Origin of the sequence: Pseudomonas sp. G.S.17, assembly GCF_038096165.1 — a bacterium.
Taxonomy (GTDB): Bacteria; Pseudomonadota; Gammaproteobacteria; order Pseudomonadales; family Pseudomonadaceae; genus Aquipseudomonas.
Window position 1 is genome coordinate 3,032,842 of sequence record NZ_CP151076.1, and the last position, 25,194, is coordinate 3,058,035.

Consider the following 25,194-nt stretch of genomic DNA (forward strand, 5'->3'; position numbering starts at 1 on the left):
TGCGCTCGCAATGAGTGTCATCGTAGAGGCCGGGCTATTGGCTCGGCCGGTCTAGGTCCAAGCTCCAGGCGTAATCAATATGGCGAATGAAGTTCTTGTCGGGCTACGGATCGGTGCTGCGGTTTCCGGCACGCTGCAGTCAGCATTCGGATCTGCACGCTCCACTGTCCAGCAGCTCGGGCGAGCAACTGACAGCCTGACCTCCCGACAAAAACTCATTGGTACGGAGCTTGCCGCGTCGCTCGCACGCGGCGGCACGGGTATCGAGCGCCTGCGCAATCAATACACGCAGGTTGGCCGCACCATCGACCAGTTGAAGGTGAAGCAGGAGCAGCTTAATACCAGCATCGCTCGCGGCGAAACCCTCAAGAACCGGCGTGGAGAGTTGCGCGGCCAAGCTATGGAAACGATTGGGACGGCTGCCGTGCTTGGCGCTCCAGTCGTGCAATCCATGCGCACCGCCATCGACTTCAAGGATCAAACCAACGACATCGCCATCACCGGCGGCTTTGATGCTGCTGAGGAAGAGCGTCTCGGCGGCGTAATGCGTGGTGCTGCGCTGAGGTGGAATCAGACTCAGACTGAAGTGGCAAAAGGTACTGCAGTGCTGATCGCTGGCGGCATATCCAGCGCAAAAGAGCTGGCTGCTTATGCGCCAGTGATGGCAAAAACGGCAACTGCTACGCGGGCCAGCATGGATGATTTGGGGTCTGTGGCCATCGCGCTGAATGACAACCTCGGCATCGGCGCTGCGGGTCTTGAGCGCTCCATGAACATGCTGGCCTACGCCGGTAAGCGAGGCCAGTTCGAGCTGGCCGACATGGCTAAATGGCTGCCTCAGTTGACTCCGCAGTTTGCCGCCCTGGGCATAACGGGTGAGCGAGCCGTTGCTGAGATTGGTGCATCGTTGCAAATTGCGCGTAAGGGTGCGGGTAGCAACGACGAGGCGGCCAACAACTTTAAAAACTTTTTGTCGAAAATTACTGCGAAGGACACTTTGAAGAGTTTCAAAGACGCAGGTATTGACCTAAAAGACGCTATGAAAAACATGGTCAGCCAAGGTATGACGCCGATGCAGGCCATGCTCGAAATCATCACCAAGTACATGAGCACGAAGGGGCCAAAGGCAGCTGGTGAGTTTCAGAAAGTGATGGCCCTCAAGGATGATAAAGAGCGTGAGACGGCACTGGCCCGGCTGAACGAATCATACAAGTTGGGTGAATTGTTCGCGGACCAGGAAACGCTGGCTTTTATTCGTCCCGCTATCGCAAACCGAAACGAGGGCGCAGATATTCAGAAAGGTAGTTTTGGCGCCGCCGACCAGGGCGGTGATGGCGATTGGAATAAGCGGATGGAGAGCCCGCGAGAGCAAATGAAGGCGCTCTCGATAAATCTGTCGGAACTGGGCATCACTGTTGGCAGCGTCCTGTTGCCTGCACTTGTAGACATAACTAAGGCAGCTCTGCCAGTCGTCCAGTCATTCGCCACTTGGGCAGGTGAAAACCCAGCCCTGGTGAAGGGTGTGGTCGGTCTGGTCGCGGGCTTGCTGACAGCCAAGCTGGCGTTCATCGGCGTGGCCTACGGCGCTAACCTGGTGATGTCGCCCTTCGCAGCGGCAACGACCGCCGTCACGTCGATGTCCTCCAAATGGCTGCTGCTGCGGGCCGCGTGGCAGATGGGCAAGTTTGCTCCGGCGATCTCGGGCCTGAAGATGCTGGGTGGCGGACTGATGACCACGCTCAGATACAGCGGCATATTCCTGCGTGGTATCGGCATGGCGTTTGGTGCGCCGCTCATGATGGCTGCTCGCGGCGGTCTCATGCTCGGCAAAGTACTGGGAGGGACATTGCTGTTCGGCCTGAAGCTCGCAGGACAGGCCATTCTTTGGCTTGGCCGCGCACTGTTGATGAACCCCATCGGTTTGGCCATTACCGCTATTGCGCTGGGTGCCTATCTTATTTACCGATATTGGGAGCCCATCAAAGGCTTCTTCGGAGGTCTTTGGAGCGAGATAAAGACTGCCTTTAACGGGGGATTTGCGGGAATTGCCGGACTGATTATTAACTTTTCCCCGTTGGGCCTGTTTTATCGGGCCTTCGCCGGAGTCATGAGTTACTTCGGAGTTGAGTTGCCTAGCAAGTTCAGTGAGTTCGGCGGCAATATCATCAGCGGCCTGATCAGCGGCATCAGCGCCAAGCTTGAAAGTGCGAAGGAAACCGTGGTCGGCATTGGCACTTCGATCAAGGGCTGGTTTACCGAGACGCTGGGCATCCAGTCGCCGAGCCGGGTGTTCATGGGCTACGGTGCCAACATCAGCGAAGGTGCCGCCATCGGTATTGCCTCGCAGTCCGGCCTCGTTCGCCAGGCAGCACTGGGCATGGCCGACCAGACGGGCGTCGCGATGCGCCTTCCTAATCTGAATGCGCTTACTAGCGCCAACATGGCGGGCGCTGACGGATCCGCAGGTGCGGGCTCCATGGGCGGCGGAGCTGGCGCGCAGCCTCTGCAGGTGACTTTCTCTCCGGTCATCAACGTGCCGGGCGGTGAAGGCGTTGGCAACCAGGTTTCCCAAGCATTGAACACAAGCTATGCCGAGTTCGTCAGGTTCATGGAGCGCTTCCAGCATGACCAGGGACGCCGCAGCTACGGACCACCAGCTGGAGGACGCACCTGATGTATGCCGTATTGGGAAAGATCGAATTCGAAGTGGCCAGCGGCATCACCGGCATGGAGCAGAGCAGCACTGCCGATTGGGCTGAGCATTCGCTGATCCAGGGCAAGCCGCTCCTGGAGTGGGTCGGCGACGGCCTCGACGAACTTAAATTCAGCATGCAGCTGCATCCATGGCTGGGCGACCCCGAGGCACGCCTGCGCACCCTGCGCGAGGCAAAGAGCAAACACGAGCCGCTGGCGTTTGTCCTGGGCAGTGGGGAATACGTTGGCGCTTTCGTGATTACGGACATCAGCAACACGCCTCGTCGGACCTCGGCTGACGGTCGGCTTTATTCGTCGAATGTTCAGGTCACTCTGCGCGAATACGCCGGGCCATTCACGCCCAAGGTCGTTAAGGCTGGCCTGATTGATTCGGCGGTGCAGTCCACGGCTGCAGCGAAGATCGCGACCCCAGCATTGATCTCGAAGCTCGCGCCCGTGTTGTCGTCTGCTCAGACAGTGGTTGGTTATGCGCGCCAGGCCGGGACCATGATCCAACAGGCAAAGACCATCTATGACGCGGTCAAGAACTTCAATCCGATGACGCTGCTGACTCAGGCACCGCAACTCGCTGCGCTGACTGAGCGGGCGCTGGGCCCGATCGCTGGCCTGACTGAGGCTGCGAGCTTTATTCATGAGGGGGAGGACATCGCCCAGCTGGGTCAAAGCCTGTATGGCAGCGTCAGCGGCGCACGCTCTAGCCTGACCCCGCTGGACCTGGGCAATGTGGCCGACAGGTTCGAGACCTCTGGCAACTACATTGCCCAGGCATACGACCGGCTCGACGGGGCTTCAACGCGCCTGACCGGCCTTGCCGCTCAAGTCATCACCAGGAGAGCCTGATGTTTCTGACCCATGTCACAACTGAGGGCGAGCGCTGGGATCAGCTGGCCTGGAAGTACTACGGTGACGCACATCGTTACCCGCCGATCGTTGAGGCCAACCCCCATGTGCCGATCACGGGAGCATTGCCCGCAGGCTTGATCCTGGCTATTCCGATGCTCGATCCCGTTGTATCGAGCGAGGATCTGCCGCCATGGATGCGCTAGTACCAGGAGAAGTGCCCGAGGCTCGCTTTGTGCTGACCTACCAGCAGCGAAATATCACCCGCGATATCAGTAAAAACCTGACCTCAATCTCTTACTCGGACTTTTTGACGGGCCAGGCTGACACCTTAGATATCGAGCTGGAGGACGCGGAGGGGAAGTGGCTCGATGCTTGGTATCCGGGGCATGGCGACGCACTGGCTTTGTCCCTGGGTTGGTCCGGCAAGCCGCTGCGCACGCTGAGCCGCCTGGAGATTGATGAGGTGGACTTCAGTTCTGCCCCGGCTACGGTCGGCATCAGGGCGATCGCAACAGGCATCAACACGGCGCTGCGCACCACCGAGCACAAGGCATACGAGAGCACCACGCTTGCCGCCGTAGCCCAGGAGGTTGCGAGTCGCCTGGGGCTGACTCTGGTAGGTAGTATCGAGCCGATCAAGCTGGATCGCCTGACGCAGCAGGAGTCTGATCTGGAGTTCCTGCGCAACCTGGCAGATGAATATGACTACGCCTTTAAAGTGACCGGTTCGCGCCTGGTGTTTCACGCCATCAGCGAGCTGGCCAAGGGCAAGCCGGTCGCTCAGTTGATGCTCAAAGACTTGAGTAACGTGCGCTTGCGGGACCAGATCAGGACCGTGCCGGAGAAGGTGTCAGTCAAACACAAGGATCCGGCCAAGAAGAAGCTGATCTCCTACGACATTAAGAACGGTGAGACTGTGGCGGTCCCCAGCAGCAGTAGTGGCGCGACCACCAGTGCTGACACCAAGAAACATCGCAAGCGTTCGGCCTCTGAGGAGGAATCCAAGGCCAAGGCCAAGGCCGATCTGGCTAAAGCCAATCGGGAGCGCACGACGGGCAGCTGGTCATTGATGGGTCAGCCCAATCTGGTCAGTGGCAACGTCGTCACCCTCGTCGCAGCGGGCAAAATGGGCGGCAACTACCTGATCCTGTCCGCGCAGCACCGGATTACCCGTGGTGGTGGCTATACGGTTGAGCTGAGCCTCTGCCGTGTATCCGCGACCTCGATATCACTGTCATTCGACGCCTCCAAGCCTGATCTGGCGCTTTCGACCTATGGCTTTCAGCAGGATGGTGCCCTTGCATAACCTCAAAGCAGCAGGAAGCCTTAGCCATGGGCGTTGAATTGGAATACGGCGAAGTGAGCGCGGTCGATCACCAGGCCTGCAGGATCCGCGTGCGTCTGGATGACCGGGATGGCGTGGAGAGCTTCTGGCTGCATGTGCCCCAGCGCAACACCCAGGGCACGCAGCGCCGTCCGTTGATGCCCGAGCTGAATGAGCAGGTGGCGGTGCTGCTCGATGCGGATGGCGTCGGTGGTGTTTGCCTGGGAGGCATCTACTCGACTGCTGAGCCGCCGCCAGTCATCGACGAAGACACGGACTATGTGCGGTTCAGCGACGGCACGACCCTGACCTACGACCGTGCTGCGCATGTGATGGCGTTGGATTGCGTCGGTGCCACGACGCTGAAATGCGCCAAGAACCTGGACATACGGTGCGGTGAGCCCGTGTCGGTCAAGGCCCCATCCGCCACCCTGGATGTTCCTGAGGTGCATCTGAATGGCAACCTCAGGGTGAGCGGCAATGTGGAGGTCGGCGGTAACGTCAATGCGGGCGGCACCGTGATGGATGGTGGCGGCAACTCGAATCACCATAGTCATTGAGCACCCTATATATAGAAGGATGTTCGGCTGACCGGCCTGCACGGGAAGCTTTAAACCAGATTAAAAGCTAGCAGGCGCGCACCTCCTCAATATGGGCGCATGACGACGCCTATCTCCTATACCAGCATCACCGCAGCCCACTGGCAGCCAGCACTTGGCACTGCCGGTGCGGTCGTGGAAGGCCTGCGTGATATTGACCAGGCTATTCGCATCATCCTCACGACGCCCAAGGGCAGCGACCCACACCGCCCGACCTTTGGCAGTGACATCCACCTCTATATCGACTGGCCTGTTAATCGGGTTGTGCCGCACCTGGTGCGCGAAGCTGTGGACGCTATACGCCTTTGGGAAACTCGGGTGACAGTGGTGCGGGTCAATCCAGCCATTGAAGCCGCCCAGGTCACCCTGACGGTTGTATGGCGGGTCGCAGACGGTGTGCCTCAGTTGACGGAGGTGCCGTATGCGCGAGCTGCCTAAGCCAATATTCGTCACGATCGATCCTGCCGCCACCGAAGCGGATCTGATTGCGCGCTATGAAGAGAAGTCGGGCAAAACCCTGTATCCGGCGCAGATCGAACGTCTTTTCATCGACCAAATCGCGTACGCCACCACCGGCCTGCAGATGTCCATTCAGAATGCTGGTGAGCAGCTATTGGTGCGGCACAGCAACGGCCCGATTCTGGATTACCTGGGTGAGCTGGTCGCCACCCCTCGATTGTTGGCGATAGCGGCACGTTGCACGGTGCGCTTCACCATTGCGCTGCCTGCAACTCAGCCGATCCTGATCCCTGTCGGTACACGAGTGGCCACCCAGGACGCCAAGCTGGCATTCGCCACTGATGAAGACGTGCTGATCCCTGCTGGCCAGGCTCAAGTCACCGTCACTGCGACCTGCAGTACGGTCGGCGCAGCTGGTAATGGTTGGGCGATCGGGCAGATCAGCGTCATCGCCAATCCACCGTTCGCCGGTCTGCTGGCCACCAACATCACCGTGAGCTATGACGGCGCGGAGGATGAGGACGACGATCGCTACCGTGAACGCATCATTCTCGCCCCTGAGGCTTACTCCAATGCTGGCAGCCGTGGGGCGTATCGTTATCACGCCATGGCCGTGCATCAATCGATCAAAGATGTGGCGGTGCATGGTCCGGCTGAAGGCCAGCAACCCGGCCATGTCGCGCTGTTCCCGCTGACCACCAGCGGATTGCCGACCGCAGACCTGCTACAGCGCGTACTGACCTTGGTGAGTGGCGAGAAGGTGCGGCCCCTCTGTGACACCGTGCATGCGCTGCCCCCGGTGCAGGTCGATTACTCGATCAGCGCTCGCATCGTCTTCTTCAACAGCGCCGATCGCGTCACCACGATGGCCCGAGTACAAGCTGCTGCCGATGCGTACGCGCTTGAGTTGAGTGTCGGTTTAGGTGTCGATATCGTCCCTGAGCAGCTGATCGCACGGCTTCAAGTGGCCGGTGTGTATCGGGCCTTTGTCGAGCAGCCAGCGGTTCCGCGTGAATTGCTGGGCAACGAATGGGCGGTCTGCTCCTCGATCCAGCTGATCGATGCAGGTACGTCCAATGGCTGATCAACAGCTGCCTCCGGCGCTGGCCGGTGATGAGCGCTTCGTCTGGCTGAATGAGCTGCTCAACGAGAACATGCAGCGCCTCGATCTCGACCCGATGCTCGTCTACCTAGTCGACCTGGTGCCGTCTTCGCTGCTGCCGATCCTTGCCGAACAGTTTTCCATGTTGGAAGAGGCGACTTGGCCGGTGGCAAGATCCGATGATGACCGGCGAGCGCTGATCAAAACCGCGATCATGCTGCACCGCTACAAGGGCACGCCCTGGGCAGTCAAGCAGGCGCTGGCCACCATCGGTTATCCGGTCCTGGAGCTGATCGAGCAGAAGACTTACCAGGCCGAATGGATCGCTGCAGGAGGCAAGACCCTCGATGGCACCTGGCTGCTCGATGGCAGCGTCAGCCTCACGCCGCCCGCGACTGGCATCAACGGTCAAGTCATGAAGCGCATCGCCATGAGCCACTGGGCTCAGTATGCGATCCGCCTCAACGCCTCGGAAGGCGACTGGTCTCGCGACCAACAGAAACGCATTCGCCAAGTCGCAGAAGCCTATGCGCCCACTCGCGACGAGCTGGTCGGCATCATCATTGCGCTGCAGGCAAAGTTCGATTCACGAATCACCATCAAGTCGATGGCTGCGCGCCTGCGCTTGAAGTACTCCAGGTGCCAGCGTTTCCAGCCTGCAGCGCGCCGCACGCTGGATGGCTGCTGGAAACTCAGCGGCGGGTATGCCGACGTGTTGCTTGACGGTGGCTGGTCTCTTGACGGGCGGCCTCTCAATGGGCGCACACCGACCGGCGCGACCCTGGACAACAGCCACATCACCACTCATCAAAAGATCACCCTGCGTGCCGCCATGGCCATGGGTGGCCCGCGCGCTTCTGAACCGGTCCTCTTAGGCGATCGCTTTCTTGCGCTGGATGGCCGCTGGGCTCTGGACACCCAAACACTTCAGGGCTGGCCGATGGATGAAGGCCGAAGCCTTGCCGATGCCCAGCTCGACCGCGTTGGCCTGCATCGCCTCGACGGCACCTGGCTGCTGGGCGGCGAACTGGGCGGACCAAGCATCAGATTCCGCGCCACTTTGCGCGTTAAACACAACGGCATTACGACCCAGGAACCGCTATGAGCAATCCGACTGCCACACCCACCACGCTGGCCTATCGGCACCAGGTCGCGGTTAGCGCCGCAACTGGTGCAGCAATTTCCAAAGCCGCCTGGATGGCCTTCGGGTCGGGTAGCAAGGCGTATTCGCCGGACGAGGACGTGGCCCTCGTGGCTGAGTTCGCCCGCGTTCCAGTGACCAACATCGTGGTAGGCGCTGTGCTGACAGTCAGGGGCAACATGGGCGGAATCCTGGCTGCAGACAACGTCCTGCGCGAGTTCGGTGTGTTTACCGAGTCGGGCGTGCTGATGGGTCGCCGCGTCGTTAAGCCAAAAGAGTTCGAGTCCACCAGCGAGATCGAACTCGATCTTGATTTTGAATACTGAGGAACACCGTCATGCCGTTGACCCCAAGTCCAAATCCGATTTTCTCCGCCAGCATGCCGGCGCTGACAACCTCCAGTGTCGCCCACCCGGACACGTGGAATCCGATTCACCAGGCGCTGCTGGACAATGACGCAGCTATTAATAAGGCAGTTGGCGATAACAAGGCCGCAGCCGATCTGGCCATCGACTCGCTGGATGAGCGCCTTGGCGGCGTTGAGTCGTCGAGCGCTGTTTCAGTTCAAAAGGCCGTTGATCTTGACTGGCTGTACCGCAACAACGTCGTCCGCTTCGAAATGTTCGTTTCAGGCTACACGCTGATCGATCTGGAGCCGGTCACTGTTATCCAGGGCGTCAACGGCGATGACTCTATCGATCTGGCGTCCACGTCCCAGCTGCGCCCCGGCGAGTTTTACGTCCTCAGTGATCCGGCTGCGGTCGATGCCAATGGTGACCCGGCCCCGGCATCCGCGCTGGTGCAGGTGCAAACCGTACTGTCTGCGGCCCGCATTCGTCTCGCTGCCAACCTGTCACGCGATTGGGGCCCATCGGCAACCCTGCGCCGCTCCAGTATCAAGGTGCTGGGCGCTTCCCGCGCTGCTGCCATGCCGGGCGACATCTACCTGACGCGCTCGATCAACATCGGCACCGACACCGCTGGTGGCGCGGTCGTGATTCGCCGCTCGCTCAACTCGGGCATGGCCCGTCTGTATTACCGCGACGGCTACCAGCCTACGTGGAAAGAAACCGGCTGGTCGTTGCGCCGTACCGATGGCGATATCCCGACCGGCTATGCCGACTATGAATACATTCTGCCAATGCGCGGTGATGGCTGGCTGCGACTGGACATCTCGGGCGAGGCTATGAGCATTGCCCACCTGGTGGCCTTAGGCACGCCAACTGGCCTGGGCGGCTTTATCAACCCGGATCTGCGTCCGGCAACGCCGCTGATCAGCACGCCTGCCGCCGCTGCAACCGGGGTCATGGAGCGTCCAACGCTGGCCTTGTCGGGCTACAGCTCGCCATCGGGCAACACCCAGGCGGCGGTCCAATTCCAGCTGTCCACGACAGCCGCCTTCGTTTCGATCCTGCATGACTCTGGCGTCCTCGGCTCCGGGCTGTCGTATGCATTGCCCGCTGCGGTGCTGGTCGCTGGAGCGACTTACTACTGGCGTGCCCGCGTCCAGGACGTGGCGGGCTTATGGTCGGATTATTCGGCTGTTTCCAGCTTTGCTACGGCTGCCTCGTTTGTGTATGTAGCCGCGCCAGGCATCACCGGGCCTGCCGCAAACGCCACGGACGTGCCTGAGCAGCCGACGCTCACCAGTTCAGCCTTTGTCGTGTCGGGCGGCACGGATACGCATGCAGCTAGCCAATGGCGGATTCGCGCTGCAGCGGGAACCTACACAGCGCCGGTCTGGGACAGCGGCACCGATGCGGTGAACAAGCTCACGGCAGTAGTGCCTGCTGGCAAGTTGCTGCCGGGTCAGTTGAGCTATTACCTGCAGGTGCGCCATCAGGGTACCGCCAAGGGCTGGTCGGAGTGGTCGACCGAAAGCAAGATCACCACTAAGGCGCAGTTCGCCAACGTGATCGGCATTGCGATGCTCGCCACGGGCGGCGGCGGTGGCACTTGGGCTCGCGTTGATGAAAACGGCGCAACCAAGGTGACAGACGCTTCGTTTTTCAGCTCGCACGCCACGTACGGCGCAATCCAGGATCAGGTGGTCGACAGCCAGAACATGGTCAGAATCCCGGCCTTCTATGTGAAGCGCGGCACCATCGCCTCGGGCGCAAACGTCGGCAAGAAGGCGGTATGGATTTCCGACCAGCCAGCGACAGGCTTCACCTTGCACCCGGCATTCAAGAATGCAGGTGCGGATCTCGCGCAGTTCTGGATCGGCAAATACCAAGGCACGACTGACGGGGCGAAGCTGGGCTCCAAGCCGGGCCTGATGCCGCTGGCCAGTATCGATTTCCCGACCATGCAGGCCCGTGCAGCAGCACGCAACACGGCGGGCGTCAGTGGTTTCGCGCTGTGGTCGATCTACCAGCTGTCCGCCATTCAGACGCTGGCCATGATCGAAATGGGCGGGTCGGATTCACAAGCGCTGATCGGTCAGGGCAACGTCAGTACCAGCGCCGTGCAGGCGGTAGACAGTGCCATGGTTGCGCAAGCCACCTGGCGCGGCATCGTCGGGCTGTGGGGCAACGTCTACCAGATGGTTGACGGCCTGCAGACTGATGCGTCGAGCAGGTTCATGGTCTGGGATCGCAACGGCAACAAGTCGTATCTGACCACCACGCGCACCGCGCCCTCTGGCGGCAGTTACCCGGTGACCATGGCGGAGGACGCAGGGGCCAACTACGACCTGCGCGACATCTTTGCGCCCGCAACGGTGGATTCCACGGCCAGCAATGGAACATACGGCGACTACTTCTATGCCAACCCGAACTGCGTGGCGTTCCACGGTGGCTACTTCGGCAGCGGCTCGACCGCCGGGCTGTTCTATCTGGTCGTCAGCAACGCCTCGTCGAGCGCGAGCACGTACGTCGGCGGCCGCCTCGCAAAGGTGTAATGGGTCCTGTGACCTGAGTCATGTCTTTGGGCTAGCCCGCCGAGCGGGCGCCCTTTGCTCTTAGGAGAGCGCTTTGAAAATTGAAAATGGAACATTAAGCGTCAACGGCCAAACCATTGCTCTGGCCGATATCAGCGTTGACGGGCTGGTCCGCGTCTGGCTGGTACCGTCCGAGTACCGAGCGAACGGCCTGTTTGTCGCCGTGATCTTGCCGGGCCAGCCGGACGAAGTCCCGGCCTGCTCATTTGACGCCGCCGAGTATCTGGGCGAGATCACATACGAAGCTGCTGCCCCGCACAAGCTGGCCGCCGCCAAGACCGCCAAGCTGGAGCAGATCAACGCAGCGTGCGATCTGGCCTTAGCATCACTGACCAGCACCTATCCACCCGGTGAATTGCAGAGCTGGCCGCAGCAGGTGCAGGAAGCGGCGGCGTTTCTGCTCGATCCACCAGGCCCCACACTGCTGTTGTCGGCCATTGCCGAGGTGCGCGGCTTGACGGTCGCGGATCTGGCGGGGCGTGTACAGGCCAAGGCCGAGGGCTACGCCGCCTATTCGGGGGCAATCATCGGCAAGCGCCAGGCTGCCGAGGATCTCCTCGACAATGCTGAGTCGCTTGAAGAAGTGGCGGCCATTGTATGGTGAAGCGTATTGCGCTGGGCCTGGTCCTGCTGTTGCTCTGCGCGTTCGTCACCTTGGTCGCGCTTTGTTGGATGTTCTTTGCTGTGCTCGGTAACAGCACGCGGGCCTGGCGCTTGGCCGTTTCATTTGACCAGTTGGCCAATACCGCATTTGGCGGCAGCGAAGATGAGACGATCAGCTCTCGCGCAGGCAAGGCTGCTCGACAGGGAAAGCGATGGGGCTGCGTGCTGTGCGGGCTGCTCAATCGCTTCGAACCCGACCACTGCGAGAAGAATATCGAAGCAGATGAAGGGAAGATGTCAGCGTGAGTGATGCCCAATTGACCCTGCTGACCAAGCTTGAAGAGCTGGACGCATACACGCATACCGTATTGCACCAGTTCCCAAAGCTTGAGCGCCACCTGCTTTGCGCCGAGCTAAGGGCTGTAACCAATCATTTATTGCGTCTTACGGTGGTGGCTTGGAAGCGCCGCCAGAAGACGGCGGCACTGTTTGATCTAGATGTTGAGATTGAGATATTCCGCCACCTGGTGCGCAAAGCTCACCGGCTCACCTACATCAACACGCACCGACTGGACGTATGGATGCGTCACGTCAACGAGGTGGGCCGGATTGTTGGTGCGTGGATCAAGCACGAAGGATTAGCACCAGTTAAGAAGTAAAGAGCATTGGGGGGAGGCTTATTACGGTGGCAACTACGGCAACGGCTCGAACGCCGGGCTGTTCTATCTGAACGTCAACAACGCCTCGTCGAGCGCGAACACGAACGTCGGCGGCCGCCTCGCAAACGATTATCGCCAGAAGGCATCAGGCCCAAGGGCCTGTGTCCAGCGCGCTTCCTTTGGAGCCCCTCTCCAGACCATGTAGTCAAAGATTTACAGGGCATCGCGGCTACTAGCTTCGGCGAATGTGGCGATGCCCGCCCTCATTTTTCGCCCTCATATGGGCTAAGGCTTATGTTGTGCCGATCACCACTAATGGCCTCTGGGGCCAGATAATTGATTTTGATAACCTGTACCAAGCCTATCTAGAGGCGCGTCGTGGCAAGCGGGATCGATCCTCTGTCATGCGCTTTGCCGCCAATGTCGAAGAAAATCTCGTCAACCTGCAGAACCATCTGATCTGGAAAAGCTGGGCACCCGGCAAGCCTCGCGAATTCGTGGTTAAAGAGCCCAAGCTGCGCCTGATCCAGGCTCCACCGTTTGCCGACCGCGTCATCCATCACGCCCTGGTGCGAGTGGTCAACCCTCTCTTCGAGCGCAAGTTCATCAGTGACTCCTACGCCTGCCGCGTCGGCATGGGCACCCAGGCGGCTGTGGCACGAGTTCAGCACTTCATTAGGGTTGCGAAGCGCAACCACGGCGACAGCGCGTATGTACTCAAGGCCGACATCAGTAAATTCTTCGCGAGCATAAGGCATCACGCCTTGCTGCGGGAAATTGAGCGCACCATCTCCGATAAGAACGTGCTGTGGCTTTGGCGGCAGATCATCAGCGGCTACGGTAATGAGACCGGCATCGGCTTGCCGGTTGGCGCGCTCACCAGCCAATTAGGAGCCAACATCCTGCTCAGCCGACTGGATCATGCTGCCAAGGATCAGATGGGTATCAAGCACTACGTGCGGTACATGGATGACTTCATCGCAGTGCTGCCCAATAAGGAGTGCGCCGCAGCGGCTCTGAGCGAGCTGGCAACGGAAGTGGCGGCGCTCAGCTTGGAGTTGAACCCTAAGACGGCAATTCATCCTTGGCAGCGCGGCTTGGACTTCTGCGGTTATCGCATATGGCCAACCCACATCTTGCCCCGCAAGCGGAACATCAAGCGGGCGCGGTCATCGTTCCGGGCATTGATGGCGAGATATAAGGCAGGGCTGATCAGCCAGCAGCACGTCAGGCAGCGAGTCTGTAGCTTCCTGGCGTACACGAAGCACTGCAACGCTAGTCGCACCGTAGAAGGAGTACTTGGTGATTTGAGGTTGGTGAGAGGACGCGGATAACTCTATAGGCATTTGGTGAATCGGGAGTCACACCTGGCCACCGTTTTCGTTATTCTGTTGCAGTGGATGCAACAAATCCAAAAACGATTTATCTCAGCAAAGCCTCTTCATTTTTCGCGCCGCGCATCACCACGCGATCAATAGCAGGGTCATCCCGGACATCAATCCAAACGCCATTCGCCAGCCCATGAATCCACCCAGCCAGGTACCCAAAGGCACCCCCAGCGACAATGCGATGGGCGTTCCCACCATCGCTACCGCGAGCGCGCGGCCCTGTAATTGGGGCACAACCATGCGTCGCGCATAACCTGCAATCAGGCTCCAGGCCAGACCCGCGGAAACGCCGGCGAAGAACCTCGCGATCAAGGTCAGCCAGTAGTTGGAGGACAGCGCAGTGACAGAATTGAAAATCAAAAACCCGACAATCGTAAGCAGCAAGACTGTTCTGCGGCCCCAGCTCTGCGTGGCGATGGTCAGCGGAATTGCTGCCAGCAGCGACCCGAGTGCGTAAACAGTCACCATCTGCCCTGCAAACGATGCCGAGACCTCCAGCCCGCTGCCGATCTCGGGCAGTAATCCCGCAGGTAACGTCTCGGTCACGATGCATATGAACCCCGTCATCGCCAGTGCCAGTAATGCCCCAAGCGGGAGTCTTTCGGAATGTCTCTCATCGTTAGTCATGCATCCACCCACTAATATACTGATCGGTATAAATATAGGGGCGAGTTACCGGGTAGTCAACGACTTATGTATCGATTAGTATTTAAGTAGCGCTATTCAAGTAAGTCTGGAGGAGATCCGACATGGCACAGATGGGACGTCCGCGCACGTTTGACCGTGACGTAGCAATCACTCAGGCACTGCATTTATTTTGGGAGCATGGATACGATGCAACCTCCCTCAGCCAGCTTAAGGCCAACATTGGTGGCGGCATCACCGCACCTAGCTTTTATGCGGCTTTTGGCTCGAAGCAGGCCCTGTTCAATGAGGTAATAGGACGTTACCTCACCACTCACGGCCGGGTCACCGACAGCCTGTTTGATACGACCCTCACGCCCCGAGAGGCGATTGAACTCACCCTTCGCCGGTCAGCGAAAATGCAATGTGAGCCCGATCATCCCAAGGGGTGTCTGGTGTCGTTAGGCCTGATGAGCGCTTGCTCAGAAGAGAGCAAGGCCATCTCTGAGCCTCTCGCAAAGGCGAGGAACTTGAACCGTGCGGGCTTGGTTGCTTGTATCGACCGCGCCATTGCCGCAGGCGAATTGCCTACGTCGGTGATACCGCAGACCCTCGCCGCCGCATTCGACAGTTTTCTCCTGGGTTTATCGACACTGGCGCGCGATGGCGTTCCACACGCCACGCTGGATGCCGCAGTGACTCAAATGATGGGGCTATGGGATAGCCTGTGTATTGTTGCCGACGATCAATGATCCGGAAGTTCAACCTGTAAGGTTTTTCACGATGCAATTGGGATTCACCACAGACAAGGACCTGTGAGGAGTCAGACTGGACCAGTAAAAGCTCGGAAATAGGTCAATTCGCCGTCGGCGAGCCCTGTCGCCGTTCCAAGGGAAAAGAGTGGAGGGAATTTTTTCTTGACCTTGCCATGAGGGCAAGGATGAAAGTCGTGTGATCAAATACGACTCAAGAGGAACGGAAGATGACCACCTTTGAAGTACAAGACATGACCTGCGGACACTGCGTGAGGGTCATTACCGACGTTGTGCTGGCCTTGGACCCAGCGGCCAGCGTACAAATAGATCTGCCATCACACCTTGTGCAGATTGAGTCGGCAAGCGTCGAAGCAACTGAACTGGCCGACGCGATTGTGCAGGCTGGCTACTCGCCTGTCGCCCCCACTACCAGCCCAGCGATGATCAAGACGAAAGGGGGGTGCTGCTGCGGCAGCTGAGGCACGCATGGACTGACCTTCAAGCTAGCCCTCACGCTCCATTACCGCGTTTGAGGCGCCGAGTAGTTCAGTCCAACCCATTGAATGGGGAGTAGTCCTAGCCCTCGACGCCCTCTTCTTTCTACTGCACTTCATCGGTCAGCACTTCGGGGGGCGCGAAACCTTCCTCGCGGTATCGGCCCTGGGTGTCATTGCGTTCATCGGCAGTCTGATTTTCGTTCCGAAAAACATTCAGCACAGCAAACCCGCCTCGGTGCTGCAACAATTGCAGGTATTGAAGCAGCCTCGTCTGTTGCTGGTTTATGCAATGACCGCAATTGGTTACGGCGGCTCTTTCATCGCCTTCACCTACCTCGCCCCGATCCTTCAGGAAGTGTCAGGCTTCAGCACTTCGACAGTCAGCCTGGTGCTGCTGGTTTACGGCACCTCTGTCGCGATCGGCAATATCTGGGGCGGCAAGCTCGCTGACAGTAAAGGCCCGGTAGGCGCTCTGAAGGTCATCTTCCTGGCGCTGGCCGCCGTGCTGATCCTGCTGACGTTCACCGCCGGGACTCCATGGCTGGCAATCGTCACCGTTCTGCTTTGGGGTGCGGGCGGGTGGTGTTGGTCGCCTACGCCCTGACCGTACTCAGCGGTCGCCTGGATAAAGACCAACCGTTATCCACTGCGCCTGTCAGCGCAATGGGCCACTGATTTAGCGTCTGAATCAGCCATGCAGCTACTCCTCAAAACTCGATGACCTGACGGACCGCGCTGCCTTCATGCAAGCGGTCGAAACCTTCGTTGATGTCATCCAGTTTGAGTCTGCCGCTCAACAGTCGGTCTACCGGCAAGCGCCCATCTCGATAGAGTTCGATGAACCGCGGGATATCACGGATGGGCACGCAGGTACCGATATAACTGCCCTTGAGCGTACGCTCCTCGGCGACCAACTGAACAACATTGACCGACAGCGCCGAGCCGGGTGGCGGCAGGCCGGCAGTCACGGTCATCCCGCCGCGCCTGGTCATCTTCATGGCGTTATCCAATGCCCGGATCGAGCCGGCCATTTCAAACACATAGTCGGCACCACCACCGGTGAGTTGCAGCACCTGATCAACGGCGTCCGCATCGCCGCCGTTGACAACCGCGGTTGCACCGACCTCTTTGGCCAGTGCGAGCTTCTCTGGCGAAAGATCTACGGCAATGATTTTGCTCGCGCCTGCCGCCCTTGCACCCAACACCGACGCCAAGCCAACGCCGCCCAAACCGATCACCACAGCGGTCGAGCCGACCCGTAGCTGTGCGGTATTGACCACAGCGCCGACTCCCGTCAACACCGCGCAACCAAAAAGCGCTGCTTCAACAAAAGGCAGATCCCTGTCGATCTTGACCAATGAGTTACGCGACACCACGGCGTACTCGGCAAACGCCGAAACACCCAGATGGTGATGGACCTGGCCGGCAGGACTGCTCAAACGCACTGAGCCGTTTATCAGGGTGCCGGCGGCGTTGGCTTTCGCACCCGGCTCGCACAGTGCCGGACGGCCTTCCGCGCATGGCAGGCAATGCCCGCAGCTGGGCATGAACACCATGACAACGTGATCGCCCGGTTCGAGATCATTGACGCCCTCCCCCAACTCTTCGACCACACCTGCTGCCTCGTGACCGAGCGCCATGGGCATTGGCCGAGGGCGGTCACCGTTGATCACCGACAAGTCCGAATGGCAGAGGCCTGCGGCGCGGATACGCACCAATACCTCGCCGGGCCCCGGCGGTGCCAGTTCGATGGTCTCGATCACAATCGGCTTGCTCTGGGCATAAGGCGGCGCAACATTCATGTGTCTTAGAACAGCGGCTCTGACTCGCATCTTTTTGTCTCCGACGCAGCTGGACTCAACATTGAGTGCCTATCACTATGCCGCAGCCTGTCCGTGTCAGAAACACCTGTCTTACTCTGCGACAGCCATGTGATACGACTCAGAAGTTAAAGACAGTCCCTCGATAGCTGACGCCAGTCACTCACGCAATTACCCGCGCATAGACTGACCTGTCCACATTGCCACCGGACAGAATCACGCCGACCTTGCGCCCCAGCATTGTTTCGCGCTCCTGAATGAGCGCTGCCAGGGGCGCCGCGCCGGCACCTTCGGCGAGATTATGGGTATCGGAATAGTAGATACGCATGGCAGCGCAGATCTGCGCGTCGCTGACTGATACGATCCGCGCCGCGCCTGCCGCGTAGACAGCAAAGGCGTCAGGGACCGGCTTGCGCACGGCCAGACCGTCAGCGAAGGTATCTGCCGAAGCAGTCTCGCATATGGCTCCCGTCTCAAACGACAACTTGGCGCCAGCAGCCTCAGTGGACACCACGCCCACCACCTGGGTCTTGAGACCCAGCGCGTCGCGGGCGGCGATCACCCCGCAAATCCCCGATCCGCAGCCAATGGGCACATAGACGGCGTCCAGGTCTGGCGCAGCCTTGAACAACTCCAGCGCATAAGTGGAGACACCTTTGACCAGCTCGGTATGGAACGGCGGCACCAGAAACAGACCATGCTCCTGCGACAGGCGCGCGGCCTCTTCACGAGCCTCATCAAAGTCGCGGCCGTACTCCATCACTTCCCCGCCAAAACCGCGCATGGCGTTGTTCTTTTCCGAGGAATTGCCTTGCGGCACGACAATCAACGCCCGCAACCCCTGCGCGCCTGCCGCCAGCGCCAGGCTCTGCCCATGATTGCCACGGGTAGCGCTGACGATACCTTTCGCCTCTGGATGCTCGCGCTTGAGCCAGTGCATAAAGGTAATACCGCCGCGCACCTTGAAAGCGCCAGTGGGTGTGTGATTTTCGTGCTTGACCCACACCTCGCATCCCAACCGCTCAGCCAGCAGCGGCCAGGCGTATTGGGCAGTAGCCGGCATGACCTGATAGACCAGACAAGCTGCCTGTTCGATATCATCAAGAGTCAGTCTGTGCATGATTTGCGCTCCGAAGGTTTGGCCCAGTCTAGGGACGCGCGCAGCCGTTTGGCTTTCATAAAACTGACCTGACTTCAATGCCCCCTCTTCGCTACTATGGCGCTCATGAGCCATCGCAATCGCCTACAGTCATCGCGCCTGCCCGAACCGGTCCGCCGGGTCGAAACAGGGCCGTGGACGATTGAATTGCTCCCCGGCAGCGCCTACGCAACCCGATATGTACCGACTCAAGCGGCAATTGGCTTCGCCTTCGACAGCCAGCGAGGCCTGCATGCCATCGGCAGCGATCGCGTGCTGCCCTTCACTGCCGTACCCAACGGTTTGGCGTTCGTCCCGGCTGGCTGTGACGTTCTATCCGAGTCCCCTCAGGGTGGAGAATACCTGCGGGTAATCCGCACCGACGGTATCGCGCTGGCGGGCGATCGAGCCTTCAACAATCGCATCGATCCCCAAGCGAGCAGGCTCGCATCGCGCATGCGCAACGCACTGTTGCAGGTCTCGGTGGCGGACGACTGGGAGAGCTGGGCATTTGCATTGGCAGAACGGGTGCACAGCCACGATGCATTGTCGATGCCACACACCGGCTCGATAACGGGTGCACGGATGCGCTTGCTCGATGAATTTATCGACGCGATGCTTGGCGGGCCGCTGGGTGTAAAAGCAATGGCGCAGTTGCTCGGATTGTCCGAGGGCTATTTCATCCGCGCATTCAAGACCGCCACCGGCAAAAGCCCCCACGCTTATCTGATCGACCGACGTCTCGCCAAAGCCCGTGCTCTGATGCGCGACTCGAGTGCCAGCCTGTCGGACATCGCCCTCACCTGCGGCTTCAACTCCCAAGCGCACATGACGACCGTTTTCAGGCAGCGTCTGGGTATCAGTCCCGGACAGTTACGCCGAGGTTAGTTGCGGTTTAATGAAGGCGCTGTCGGCCTGAAGAGGTCTGTATTTTTGCCACCCAGCAAATAGAGGCGGCGCTAGGGCTCCCAGGCCCTCGTGATGATCCGCAGCTTCCAGGTTGCGCTGGCGCAGCAAAATACAGTTGCGCGGGTCGGATCGCTTTACGCAACCTTTACCGAATCCAGACCTCCGTTTACACGAAACGGGTGTTTCATACATCCATGGCGAACCCACACATGCCGCCTGAGGAGACACCATGTTTTCGAAGATAACCAACGTCTTGATCCTGTCCGGTTGCCTGGTTGCCGCTGGTGCGGTATCCGCCAGCGACCGCAATGTGATCGTGCCAGTCATTGCCGGGGCTGCGGTGGGCGCCATACTGGCCACTGTGATCAGCGGTTCAAGTCACGATAATTACCGCCCGCACTATCAGGGCTACCAAGCACAGCCCCGTTATCAGCCACAGTATCAACCGCAGTACCAGCCTGTGGCTTACGTACCGGTGGCCACCCGCGTCGAATATCGCCGCTTCGATCCGCGCCCGCCTCGCGGCTATTACAACGGTGGTGATGATCATGGTCGCGATCGTGACCGCGGCTTCGACCATAACCGGGGCGATGGCCGCTGGTAATCGTTAGCCCCGGGCACAAGGCCGCTCTTGCCATTGAGAGCGGCTTTTTCATGTGAATAAATCTGGGCCTTCTCATCTGAGGTTCAAATGCATCCAGTGCTCCACATCCATTACTTCAATGCCATGTTGAGCATTGAACGTGCAGCCTGGATCCCAGGCGACACCCTTCCCTTGCGCAAATACTGCCCGGTATTTTCTTATTGCGTCGTCAGGCTCAAGTGCCAGGTCCGCGTTCAATTTCGCCACAGGCCATTCGACCCGCTGCACCTTGCGATTGAGCACCTTATCGATTTTGTCCGCCAACTCGCCATACGTCAGCGTGTCACCCGCAGTGTAAATCACCTGATTAGCCAGTCGTGGCTTCGCGAACAGAATTTCTGCCGTGAGCAAGCCAATGTCTTCAGGCGTCGTCACGGTGACGGCGGTGTCCCAACTGCCGAGGGCGTGTACCGTGTTTTCGGCGAGATTGACCACGCCGAACACTGGCTCGAACAGGAAACTGGTGAACATCCCGGTGGAAATGATCAGCCACTCGGTTGCATCTTGCCCGCGCAAGATATCCCGTACGTCCAGTTGTTCATCGAACAGGTCTTGGGCGCTGCCCCTGCCAATGACGTCATAATCCACACCAAACTGCCAAGGCACATAACGCTGAACACCCGCTTCGATTGCCGCACGCGCAAGTTTGATTTGTGTTCCTTTGCCAGCCGCAAACCCTATGCAGCTGACCACGGTGTCGAAGCCGCCGAACAACGCGCTGAGTTCGGCAATCGAGCCTGACACCAGATCCCCTGGCAGCAATTCGATACCCAGCAAGCGCAGTTCATCAATTTCCTCCTGCTTGCCTGGCACGCTGGACGTCATCGTCGAGGGACGCAGCAGGACTGTGACCCGCGTATCGCCCGACGACGCAGCCAACCTGGCCAGCTGACGAAGCACGGCCATACCCAATTCACCCGCGCCGAGGACGAGGATCCCGCGCTCTGTAATGCGTGTGGCAGCTTGCATCATCATCTCCCGTTATTTGTTTGCACCACCGATGGCACTGCGTGATGCTGGCACACTTGAAGACGGCTCATAAGAAGGCACACCAGTGATACCGGGAGGGCAATTGGACAACGCAGAAGTATTAAGACAGTCACAAGCCGCCTGTGACGCCTTGAGCGCAGACGATGACGGGCTGAAACGCGAAGTGCTGACACACGCAGGTAACCGCTGGTCACTGGGTGTTGTTCATACGCTGGGGGTGGCGGGCAGATTGCGCCACGCAGAGATCGGACGGCGCATGCACGGCGTGACACAAAGGATGCTGACCCGCACGCTACGCCAACTCGAACGCGACGGTCTGGTGCTGCGTCACGATCACCACGAAGTGCCGCCGCGCGTTGAATATGAGTTATCCGCGCTAGGCATGGGTTTGCTGGTGCACATGATCCCCCTGTGGACCTGGGTGGTGGAAAACGCGGAAGGTTTTCGCAGCGCCCGCACTGCCTATGACAGCCTGATCAACCCCGTCACAGCGCCCTGACGAAGCGCTTGCGATATTCGCTGGGGGTCACGCCGACGTGTCGGGTGAACGTGCGCCGCAAGGTATCGGCGTTGGCGAATCCGCACTGCGCCGCCACTTGCTTGGGTACATCCACCCCGCTCTCCAGTTGCTTTCTGGCCGCGGCGACCCGTGCCTGTTCGACCCAGGCCGCTGGCGTGATGCCCACCTCAGCGTGAAACAAACGAGCGAAGTGCCGTGGACTGAGGTTCACCCGTTCGGCCAGACGGGAAATGCTGTGATCGTCAGCAGGATTGGCCGCGATCCAGCGTTGCAGCTCTTGCAGCATGGCGCGCCCGGTGGGCAACGATTCGCCGCGCCGACTGAATTGCAACTGCCCGCCCGGACGTTTGAAATACATGACCAGCTGGCTGGCGACCTGCTTGGCGATGTCACGACCCAAATCGTCTTCGACCAGCGCCAGCGCCATATCCAGCCCCGCTGTAACACCGGCTGCGGTATGCACCTTGCCGTCGTGGACATGCAGGGCATCTTCTTCCACGCAGATATCGGGATAGCGCTCGGCCAACAGCGCCGAGCGCATCCAGTGAGTCGTGACGTGCTTGCCCTCAAGCAGTCCGGCCGCCGCCAGCACAAAGGCGCCGGTGCATACCGAGCCGTAGCGGCGAGCCCTCAGCGCCGAGTCCTGAAGCCAGCGAATAATGCTCGGTTTCAGAATCAGATACGGAGCGTTCGGCGCACCAGCCACCAGCAGCGTATCGACCTCAGTCAGCCCATCCCCCACCACATGATCAGGCAATAAACGCGCGCCGGATGAACTGCGGACCGGCCCCGCCTCCAGCGCCCAGATTTGCAGTTGGTAGTACTCACGACCGCTCTGCGCATTGGCTTCGGCAAACACATCCAATGGCCCCGAGACGTCCAGCAACTGAACGCCGGGCACCGCAAGGATGGCGATGGTGCGTGTTTTCGACATGCAGGGCTCCGTGTCTGTCAGCTGCGCGATATGGCAGGATTTGAATGTTAGCGCCATTTGAAGCCATTACGCCAGCGTTCGATACTGGGCTCACAAACCACCGCAGGAGAAATCCCATGACATTGAATATTGGCGACATCAAGATTCCCGACAGCGCCATGGCGCGGCAGATTACCGAACTGGTACGCGATACCGAGCCGGAGCTGCTCTTCAATCACTCCAGCCGCGTTTATTACTTTGCCGCCCTGGCGGGTCAGAAGCGCGGCTTGAGCTTCGACTCCGAATTGCTCTACGCTGGCTGCATGTTCCACGACATGGGTCTGACCCATAAGTGCAGCAGCGCTTGCGAACGCTTTGAAGTGGACGGCGCCAACGCGGCGCGGGATTTTCTCAAGGGCTATCAGGTGAGCCAGCAGGATATCGACACGGTCTGGACCGCCATCGCGCTGCACACCACGCCCGGTATTCCCGAGCACATGCATCCGGTGGTCGCATTGGTTACAGCAGGTGTGGAAATGGATGTGCTCGGCTTGACATATCCGCTGAACAGCCACGCAGAGCGCGAAGCTGTGGTAAAGGCGTATCCACGCAGCGCGCAGTTCAAGGAAGACATCATTCAGGCGTTCTATGACGGGATCAAAGACAAGCCGGATACCACCTTTGGCAACGTCAAGGCCAATGTCCTCGCGGACAAGGATCCGTCGTTCGTGGCGGGTAATTTTTGCGAGGTGATTCGCCGGTCCGCCTGGTCGGCTTGAATGCTGAAACAGCTCGTTTGCGTCGCCCTGGCCCGGGCCAATGCCCGCTACCAAACGGATGCCGAGATCACTCCTTTCGGCGTTGAAATCAGCCAGCTTGCCGTTGGTATCAGGGCGCAGTTCGTAGCTTGGATGCAGGGCACGAAAACCTTCGGCACGCGCCAGAAGCCATTTGTCAGCAAATGCAGGCGGCACCGTGACGGTAATCGTTGCGCCCCCTTCGGTTTTCAAACGCGCGACGGCTGAAGAAAAGAAGTCAAAACCGGCCTGAAGATCCGGCAGCGCTGCCAGCGCCTGATCGGTTAACTCCAGTCGCGCAGGACCACCGCGCGACCGATGAAAAAGCACTACACCCTGTGCGTCCTCCAACCCTCGGACCAGTTGGCCGATGGCTGCCGGACTGACATTCAGCTCTTCAGCCGCACGCACGTAACTCAAGGGCGAAATGCCCGGTATCCAGGAAATGCACTTCAGCCGAAGGCAGATCGCAGCGGTAAGCGGCACCATCGGCAACCCGAAAGACGTGGTGGATGCGGTGCTGTACCTGACCGACTCGTCCTTTACCAGCGGCAGTGTCGTGGTAGTCGATGGCGGCTCGACGGCCGGCACCTGGTAATCCCGACCCTTCTGCTCAGAAGATAAGACTCTACACCCGTGACGCCTGCGCAGCCGCAGGGCTGGCATTGCTGACCGTGAACAGCTACCTTTCCGGCTTCCCCACTGTGCGCCCGAGTTCCCATGGCCCCAGCCGACAGCCGCCGACATTTTGGTCTGAGCCTTAAAGGCATCAATCAGCCTTATGGTCGGACCGACGTCCCTTCCGGGCCGCAGGCAGACGGCTGCCGAAAAATTGCCGTGGTGGTCCTGGAGCATTTTTCGATGATGGCTTTCACCGGCTCACTGGATGCGCTGGTGACGGCCAATTATCTGAGCCAGACACCGCGCTACGAAATCACTACTTACAGCCTGAAGGGCGGTCAGGTGCGCAGTGACCTGGGCATCGCGATTGCCACTGACCTGCCCGTCGACGCGCTGACCGTGGCCGGCCTCGACATGCTGATCGTCTGTGGTGGCTTGCGCACCGCGTTGACGCCTGCTGCGGCACTCATCAAAAAACTGCGGCAGGCCAGTCGCCAATCAGTGCTGCTCGGGAGCCTGTGGAACGGCTGTTTCCAACTGGCGCACGCCGGGCTGCTGGACCAGCGCGAATGCACCGTGCACCCGGAAAGCCAGGCCAGCCTTCACGAACTATGCCCCGGCGTTCGCTTGCGACCGCAGCCCTTTGTCATTACTGGAGATCTGGTCAGTTGTGCCGGCGCCAATAGCGCGTTGGGGATGATGCTGGCAATCATTCGGCGCCAGCAAGGCGCCGAATTGGTCAAGGGTATCGAGGCGATTCTCAGCTGTGATCGTGGCGCCTATGCCGAGGATATGCCCTTGGCACGCGGTGGCCGGGATCCGGCCTTTCCGCCTCAGCTGTCGAGCCTGATCGAGCTGATGGAAAACAATCTGGAAGACCCGTTGGAGCTGGATGAACTGGCGCGGTATGTGGACCTGTCCCGTCGGCAGATCGAGCGCCTGTTCCAGACGTTCCTGCACAGCTCGCCGCGCCGCCATTATCTGGAATTGCGCCTGACGCGGGCACGCCGCCTGTTATTGCAGGGCAATGCGTCGGTCGTGGAAGTTGCCATGGCCTGTGGTTTTATCAGCTCCCATCACTTCAGCCGGTGCTTCCGGGACTATTTCGGCTACACCGCCAGCCAGGCGCGTAGCCGGCAGCGCATCGCCAGCGATGCATCCCCCTCGCAGTAAACGCCAGTCACGGCCCTCAA

At 59.7% G+C, this 25,194-nt stretch carries 26 protein-coding genes and 3 pseudogenes; 24 read left to right on the top strand and 5 right to left on the bottom strand.

Features of this window, described 5'->3' with window-relative positions; translation table 11 throughout:
- Positions 1-79 precede the first annotated feature (79 nt).
- The 14 genes from AABC73_RS14110 to AABC73_RS14175 all read left to right on the top strand — a co-directional run bounded on the left by AABC73_RS14110 (position 80) and on the right by AABC73_RS14175 (position 13,720).
- Positions 80-2,674 (top strand): phage tail tape measure protein, encoded by a 2,595-nt coding sequence (locus AABC73_RS14110; RefSeq protein ID WP_341521547.1) that lies wholly within the window; start codon positions 80-82, stop codon positions 2,672-2,674.
- Entirely contained in the window at positions 2,674-3,555 is an 882-nt protein-coding gene (locus tag AABC73_RS14115) for a phage tail protein (RefSeq protein WP_341521548.1), read from the top strand. Before AABC73_RS14110 ends, AABC73_RS14115 begins: the two co-directional genes overlap by 1 nt.
- The gene (locus tag AABC73_RS14120; RefSeq protein ID WP_341521549.1) at positions 3,555-3,761 is read left to right on the top strand and encodes a tail protein X; all 207 of its coding nucleotides are present in this window, start codon (positions 3,555-3,557) and stop codon (positions 3,759-3,761) included. Before AABC73_RS14115 ends, AABC73_RS14120 begins: the two co-directional genes overlap by 1 nt.
- Positions 3,749-4,864, top strand: coding sequence for a contractile injection system protein, VgrG/Pvc8 family (locus tag AABC73_RS14125; protein WP_341521550.1), 1,116 nt, complete (start codon positions 3,749-3,751; stop codon positions 4,862-4,864). The genes AABC73_RS14120 and AABC73_RS14125 overlap by 13 nt, the downstream gene beginning before the upstream one ends.
- Positions 4,865-4,890: 26 nt before the next feature.
- Complete coding sequence (locus tag AABC73_RS14130) at positions 4,891-5,442, top strand: phage baseplate assembly protein V (protein WP_341521551.1); 552 nt, start codon at positions 4,891-4,893, stop codon at positions 5,440-5,442.
- A gap of 99 nt (positions 5,443-5,541) precedes the next feature.
- On the top strand, positions 5,542-5,919 hold the full coding sequence (locus AABC73_RS14135; protein WP_083359100.1) for a GPW/gp25 family protein: 378 nt from the start codon (positions 5,542-5,544) through the stop codon (positions 5,917-5,919).
- Complete coding sequence (locus tag AABC73_RS14140; protein WP_341521552.1) at positions 5,903-7,024, top strand: baseplate J/gp47 family protein; 1,122 nt, start codon at positions 5,903-5,905, stop codon at positions 7,022-7,024. Before AABC73_RS14135 ends, AABC73_RS14140 begins: the two co-directional genes overlap by 17 nt.
- The gene (locus AABC73_RS14145; RefSeq protein ID WP_341521553.1) at positions 7,017-8,147 is read left to right on the top strand and encodes a phage tail protein; all 1,131 of its coding nucleotides are present in this window, start codon (positions 7,017-7,019) and stop codon (positions 8,145-8,147) included. The genes AABC73_RS14140 and AABC73_RS14145 overlap by 8 nt, the downstream gene beginning before the upstream one ends.
- Entirely contained in the window at positions 8,144-8,509 is a 366-nt protein-coding gene (locus AABC73_RS14150) for a hypothetical protein (protein ID WP_341521554.1), read from the top strand. Before AABC73_RS14145 ends, AABC73_RS14150 begins: the two co-directional genes overlap by 4 nt.
- A gap of 11 nt (positions 8,510-8,520) precedes the next feature.
- Positions 8,521-11,085, top strand: coding sequence for a hypothetical protein (locus AABC73_RS14155; RefSeq protein ID WP_341521555.1), 2,565 nt, complete (start codon positions 8,521-8,523; stop codon positions 11,083-11,085).
- Between the two features lie 73 nt (positions 11,086-11,158).
- Positions 11,159-11,728: a hypothetical protein gene (locus AABC73_RS14160; RefSeq protein ID WP_341521556.1), complete on the top strand. Its 570-nt coding sequence runs from the start codon at positions 11,159-11,161 to the stop codon at positions 11,726-11,728.
- Positions 11,722-12,033: a hypothetical protein gene (locus AABC73_RS14165; protein WP_341521557.1), complete on the top strand. Its 312-nt coding sequence runs from the start codon at positions 11,722-11,724 to the stop codon at positions 12,031-12,033. The genes AABC73_RS14160 and AABC73_RS14165 overlap by 7 nt, the downstream gene beginning before the upstream one ends.
- Positions 12,030-12,386, top strand: a complete 357-nt coding sequence (gene avd, locus AABC73_RS14170) for a diversity-generating retroelement protein Avd (RefSeq protein ID WP_341521558.1) — start codon at positions 12,030-12,032, stop codon at positions 12,384-12,386. Before AABC73_RS14165 ends, avd begins: the two co-directional genes overlap by 4 nt.
- Positions 12,387-12,685: 299 nt before the next feature.
- Complete coding sequence (locus AABC73_RS14175; protein WP_341521559.1) at positions 12,686-13,720, top strand: reverse transcriptase/maturase family protein; 1,035 nt, start codon at positions 12,686-12,688, stop codon at positions 13,718-13,720.
- Between the two features lie 135 nt (positions 13,721-13,855).
- On the opposite strand, the pseudogene AABC73_RS14180 reads toward AABC73_RS14175, so the two are convergent.
- Positions 13,856-14,401, bottom strand: a pseudogene (locus tag AABC73_RS14180) (MFS transporter); the annotation flags it as partial.
- 122 nt (positions 14,402-14,523) lie between these two features.
- Between AABC73_RS14180 and AABC73_RS14185 the strand changes: the two are divergent.
- The 3 genes and pseudogenes from AABC73_RS14185 to AABC73_RS14195 all read left to right on the top strand — a co-directional run.
- Positions 14,524-15,150 carry a TetR/AcrR family transcriptional regulator gene (locus tag AABC73_RS14185; RefSeq protein ID WP_341524094.1) on the top strand — a complete coding sequence of 209 codons (627 nt, stop codon included), beginning with the start codon at positions 14,524-14,526 and terminating at the stop codon, positions 15,148-15,150.
- Positions 15,151-15,380: 230 nt separating this feature from the next.
- A complete protein-coding gene (locus AABC73_RS14190) occupies positions 15,381-15,632 on the top strand; it encodes a heavy-metal-associated domain-containing protein (protein WP_341524095.1) in 252 nt (83 codons plus the stop codon).
- 130 nt (positions 15,633-15,762) lie between these two features.
- A pseudogene (locus tag AABC73_RS14195) lies at positions 15,763-16,254 on the top strand (MFS transporter); the annotation flags it as partial.
- A 103-nt stretch (positions 16,255-16,357) separates the two neighbouring features.
- On the opposite strand, the gene AABC73_RS14200 reads toward AABC73_RS14195, so the two are convergent.
- Together AABC73_RS14200 and AABC73_RS14205 are read right to left on the bottom strand one after the other, a co-directional pair.
- Positions 16,358-17,452, bottom strand: coding sequence for a zinc-dependent alcohol dehydrogenase family protein (locus AABC73_RS14200; protein ID WP_341524096.1), 1,095 nt, complete (start codon positions 17,450-17,452; stop codon positions 16,358-16,360).
- Between the two features lie 181 nt (positions 17,453-17,633).
- Complete coding sequence (locus tag AABC73_RS14205; RefSeq protein WP_341524097.1) at positions 17,634-18,590, bottom strand: threonine dehydratase; 957 nt, start codon at positions 18,588-18,590, stop codon at positions 17,634-17,636.
- 96 nt (positions 18,591-18,686) lie between these two features.
- Here AABC73_RS14205 and AABC73_RS14210 point away from each other — a divergent pair, with 96 nt between their 5' ends.
- Together AABC73_RS14210 and AABC73_RS14215 are read left to right on the top strand one after the other, a co-directional pair.
- The gene (locus AABC73_RS14210) at positions 18,687-19,496 is read left to right on the top strand and encodes an AraC family transcriptional regulator (protein WP_341524098.1); all 810 of its coding nucleotides are present in this window, start codon (positions 18,687-18,689) and stop codon (positions 19,494-19,496) included.
- 250 nt (positions 19,497-19,746) lie between these two features.
- Entirely contained in the window at positions 19,747-20,121 is a 375-nt protein-coding gene (locus AABC73_RS14215) for a hypothetical protein (protein WP_341524099.1), read from the top strand.
- 72 nt (positions 20,122-20,193) lie between these two features.
- On the opposite strand, the gene AABC73_RS14220 is transcribed toward AABC73_RS14215, so the two are convergent.
- Positions 20,194-21,129: an aromatic alcohol reductase gene (locus AABC73_RS14220; protein WP_341524100.1), complete on the bottom strand. Its 936-nt coding sequence runs from the start codon at positions 21,127-21,129 to the stop codon at positions 20,194-20,196.
- 103 nt (positions 21,130-21,232) lie between these two features.
- Between AABC73_RS14220 and AABC73_RS14225 the strand changes: the two genes are divergently transcribed.
- Positions 21,233-21,649 carry a helix-turn-helix domain-containing protein gene (locus AABC73_RS14225; RefSeq protein WP_341524101.1) on the top strand — a complete coding sequence of 139 codons (417 nt, stop codon included), beginning with the start codon at positions 21,233-21,235 and terminating at the stop codon, positions 21,647-21,649.
- Here AABC73_RS14225 and AABC73_RS14230 read toward each other — a convergent pair.
- Entirely contained in the window at positions 21,636-22,604 is a 969-nt protein-coding gene (locus AABC73_RS14230; RefSeq protein WP_341524102.1) for a GlxA family transcriptional regulator, read from the bottom strand. The two genes, AABC73_RS14225 and AABC73_RS14230, sit on opposite strands and share 14 nt — an antisense overlap.
- A 116-nt stretch (positions 22,605-22,720) precedes the next feature.
- On the opposite strand from AABC73_RS14230, the gene AABC73_RS14235 reads away from it, so the two are divergent.
- From AABC73_RS14235 to AABC73_RS14250, 4 genes and pseudogenes are all read left to right on the top strand, one after another.
- Positions 22,721-23,362, top strand: a complete 642-nt coding sequence (locus tag AABC73_RS14235; RefSeq protein WP_341524103.1) for an HD domain-containing protein — start codon at positions 22,721-22,723, stop codon at positions 23,360-23,362.
- A complete protein-coding gene (locus AABC73_RS14240; protein WP_341524104.1) occupies positions 23,363-23,608 on the top strand; it encodes a hypothetical protein in 246 nt (81 codons plus the stop codon). It begins immediately after the preceding gene.
- 250 nt (positions 23,609-23,858) lie between these two features.
- Positions 23,859-23,978, top strand: a pseudogene (locus tag AABC73_RS14245) (3-oxoacyl-ACP reductase); the annotation flags it as partial.
- A 122-nt stretch (positions 23,979-24,100) separates the two neighbouring features.
- The gene (locus tag AABC73_RS14250; RefSeq protein WP_341524105.1) at positions 24,101-25,174 is read left to right on the top strand and encodes a helix-turn-helix domain-containing protein; all 1,074 of its coding nucleotides are present in this window, start codon (positions 24,101-24,103) and stop codon (positions 25,172-25,174) included.
- The last annotated feature ends 20 nt before the right edge of the window (positions 25,175-25,194 follow it).

Excerpts from the sequence above, each read along its gene's own strand:
- AABC73_RS14110 (WP_341521547.1), top strand. The coding sequence starts at position 80 with ATGGCGAATGAAGTTCTTGTCGGGCTACGGATCGGTGCTGCGGTTTCC.
- AABC73_RS14115 (WP_341521548.1), top strand. The coding sequence starts at position 2,674 with ATGTATGCCGTATTGGGAAAGATCGAATTCGAAGTGGCCAGCGGCATC.
- AABC73_RS14120 (WP_341521549.1), top strand. The coding sequence starts at position 3,555 with ATGTTTCTGACCCATGTCACAACTGAGGGCGAGCGCTGGGATCAGCTG.
- AABC73_RS14125 (WP_341521550.1), top strand. The coding sequence starts at position 3,749 with ATGGATGCGCTAGTACCAGGAGAAGTGCCCGAGGCTCGCTTTGTGCTG.
- AABC73_RS14130 (WP_341521551.1), top strand. The coding sequence starts at position 4,891 with ATGGGCGTTGAATTGGAATACGGCGAAGTGAGCGCGGTCGATCACCAG.
- AABC73_RS14135 (WP_083359100.1), top strand. The coding sequence starts at position 5,542 with ATGACGACGCCTATCTCCTATACCAGCATCACCGCAGCCCACTGGCAG.
- AABC73_RS14140 (WP_341521552.1), top strand. The coding sequence starts at position 5,903 with ATGCGCGAGCTGCCTAAGCCAATATTCGTCACGATCGATCCTGCCGCC.
- AABC73_RS14145 (WP_341521553.1), top strand. The coding sequence starts at position 7,017 with ATGGCTGATCAACAGCTGCCTCCGGCGCTGGCCGGTGATGAGCGCTTC.
- AABC73_RS14150 (WP_341521554.1), top strand. The coding sequence starts at position 8,144 with ATGAGCAATCCGACTGCCACACCCACCACGCTGGCCTATCGGCACCAG.
- AABC73_RS14155 (WP_341521555.1), top strand. The coding sequence starts at position 8,521 with ATGCCGTTGACCCCAAGTCCAAATCCGATTTTCTCCGCCAGCATGCCG.
- AABC73_RS14165 (WP_341521557.1), top strand. The coding sequence starts at position 11,722 with ATGGTGAAGCGTATTGCGCTGGGCCTGGTCCTGCTGTTGCTCTGCGCG.
- AABC73_RS14185 (WP_341524094.1), top strand. The coding sequence starts at position 14,524 with ATGGCACAGATGGGACGTCCGCGCACGTTTGACCGTGACGTAGCAATC.
- AABC73_RS14190 (WP_341524095.1), top strand. The coding sequence starts at position 15,381 with ATGACCACCTTTGAAGTACAAGACATGACCTGCGGACACTGCGTGAGG.
- AABC73_RS14200 (WP_341524096.1), bottom strand. The coding sequence starts at position 17,452 with ATGAATGTTGCGCCGCCTTATGCCCAGAGCAAGCCGATTGTGATCGAG.
- AABC73_RS14205 (WP_341524097.1), bottom strand. The coding sequence starts at position 18,590 with ATGCACAGACTGACTCTTGATGATATCGAACAGGCAGCTTGTCTGGTC.
- AABC73_RS14210 (WP_341524098.1), top strand. The coding sequence starts at position 18,687 with ATGGCGCTCATGAGCCATCGCAATCGCCTACAGTCATCGCGCCTGCCC.
- AABC73_RS14215 (WP_341524099.1), top strand. The coding sequence starts at position 19,747 with ATGTTTTCGAAGATAACCAACGTCTTGATCCTGTCCGGTTGCCTGGTT.
- AABC73_RS14220 (WP_341524100.1), bottom strand. The coding sequence starts at position 21,129 with ATGCAAGCTGCCACACGCATTACAGAGCGCGGGATCCTCGTCCTCGGC.
- AABC73_RS14230 (WP_341524102.1), bottom strand. The coding sequence starts at position 22,604 with ATGTCGAAAACACGCACCATCGCCATCCTTGCGGTGCCCGGCGTTCAG.
- AABC73_RS14235 (WP_341524103.1), top strand. The coding sequence starts at position 22,721 with ATGACATTGAATATTGGCGACATCAAGATTCCCGACAGCGCCATGGCG.
- AABC73_RS14240 (WP_341524104.1), top strand. The coding sequence starts at position 23,363 with ATGCTGAAACAGCTCGTTTGCGTCGCCCTGGCCCGGGCCAATGCCCGC.
- AABC73_RS14250 (WP_341524105.1), top strand. The coding sequence starts at position 24,101 with ATGGCCCCAGCCGACAGCCGCCGACATTTTGGTCTGAGCCTTAAAGGC.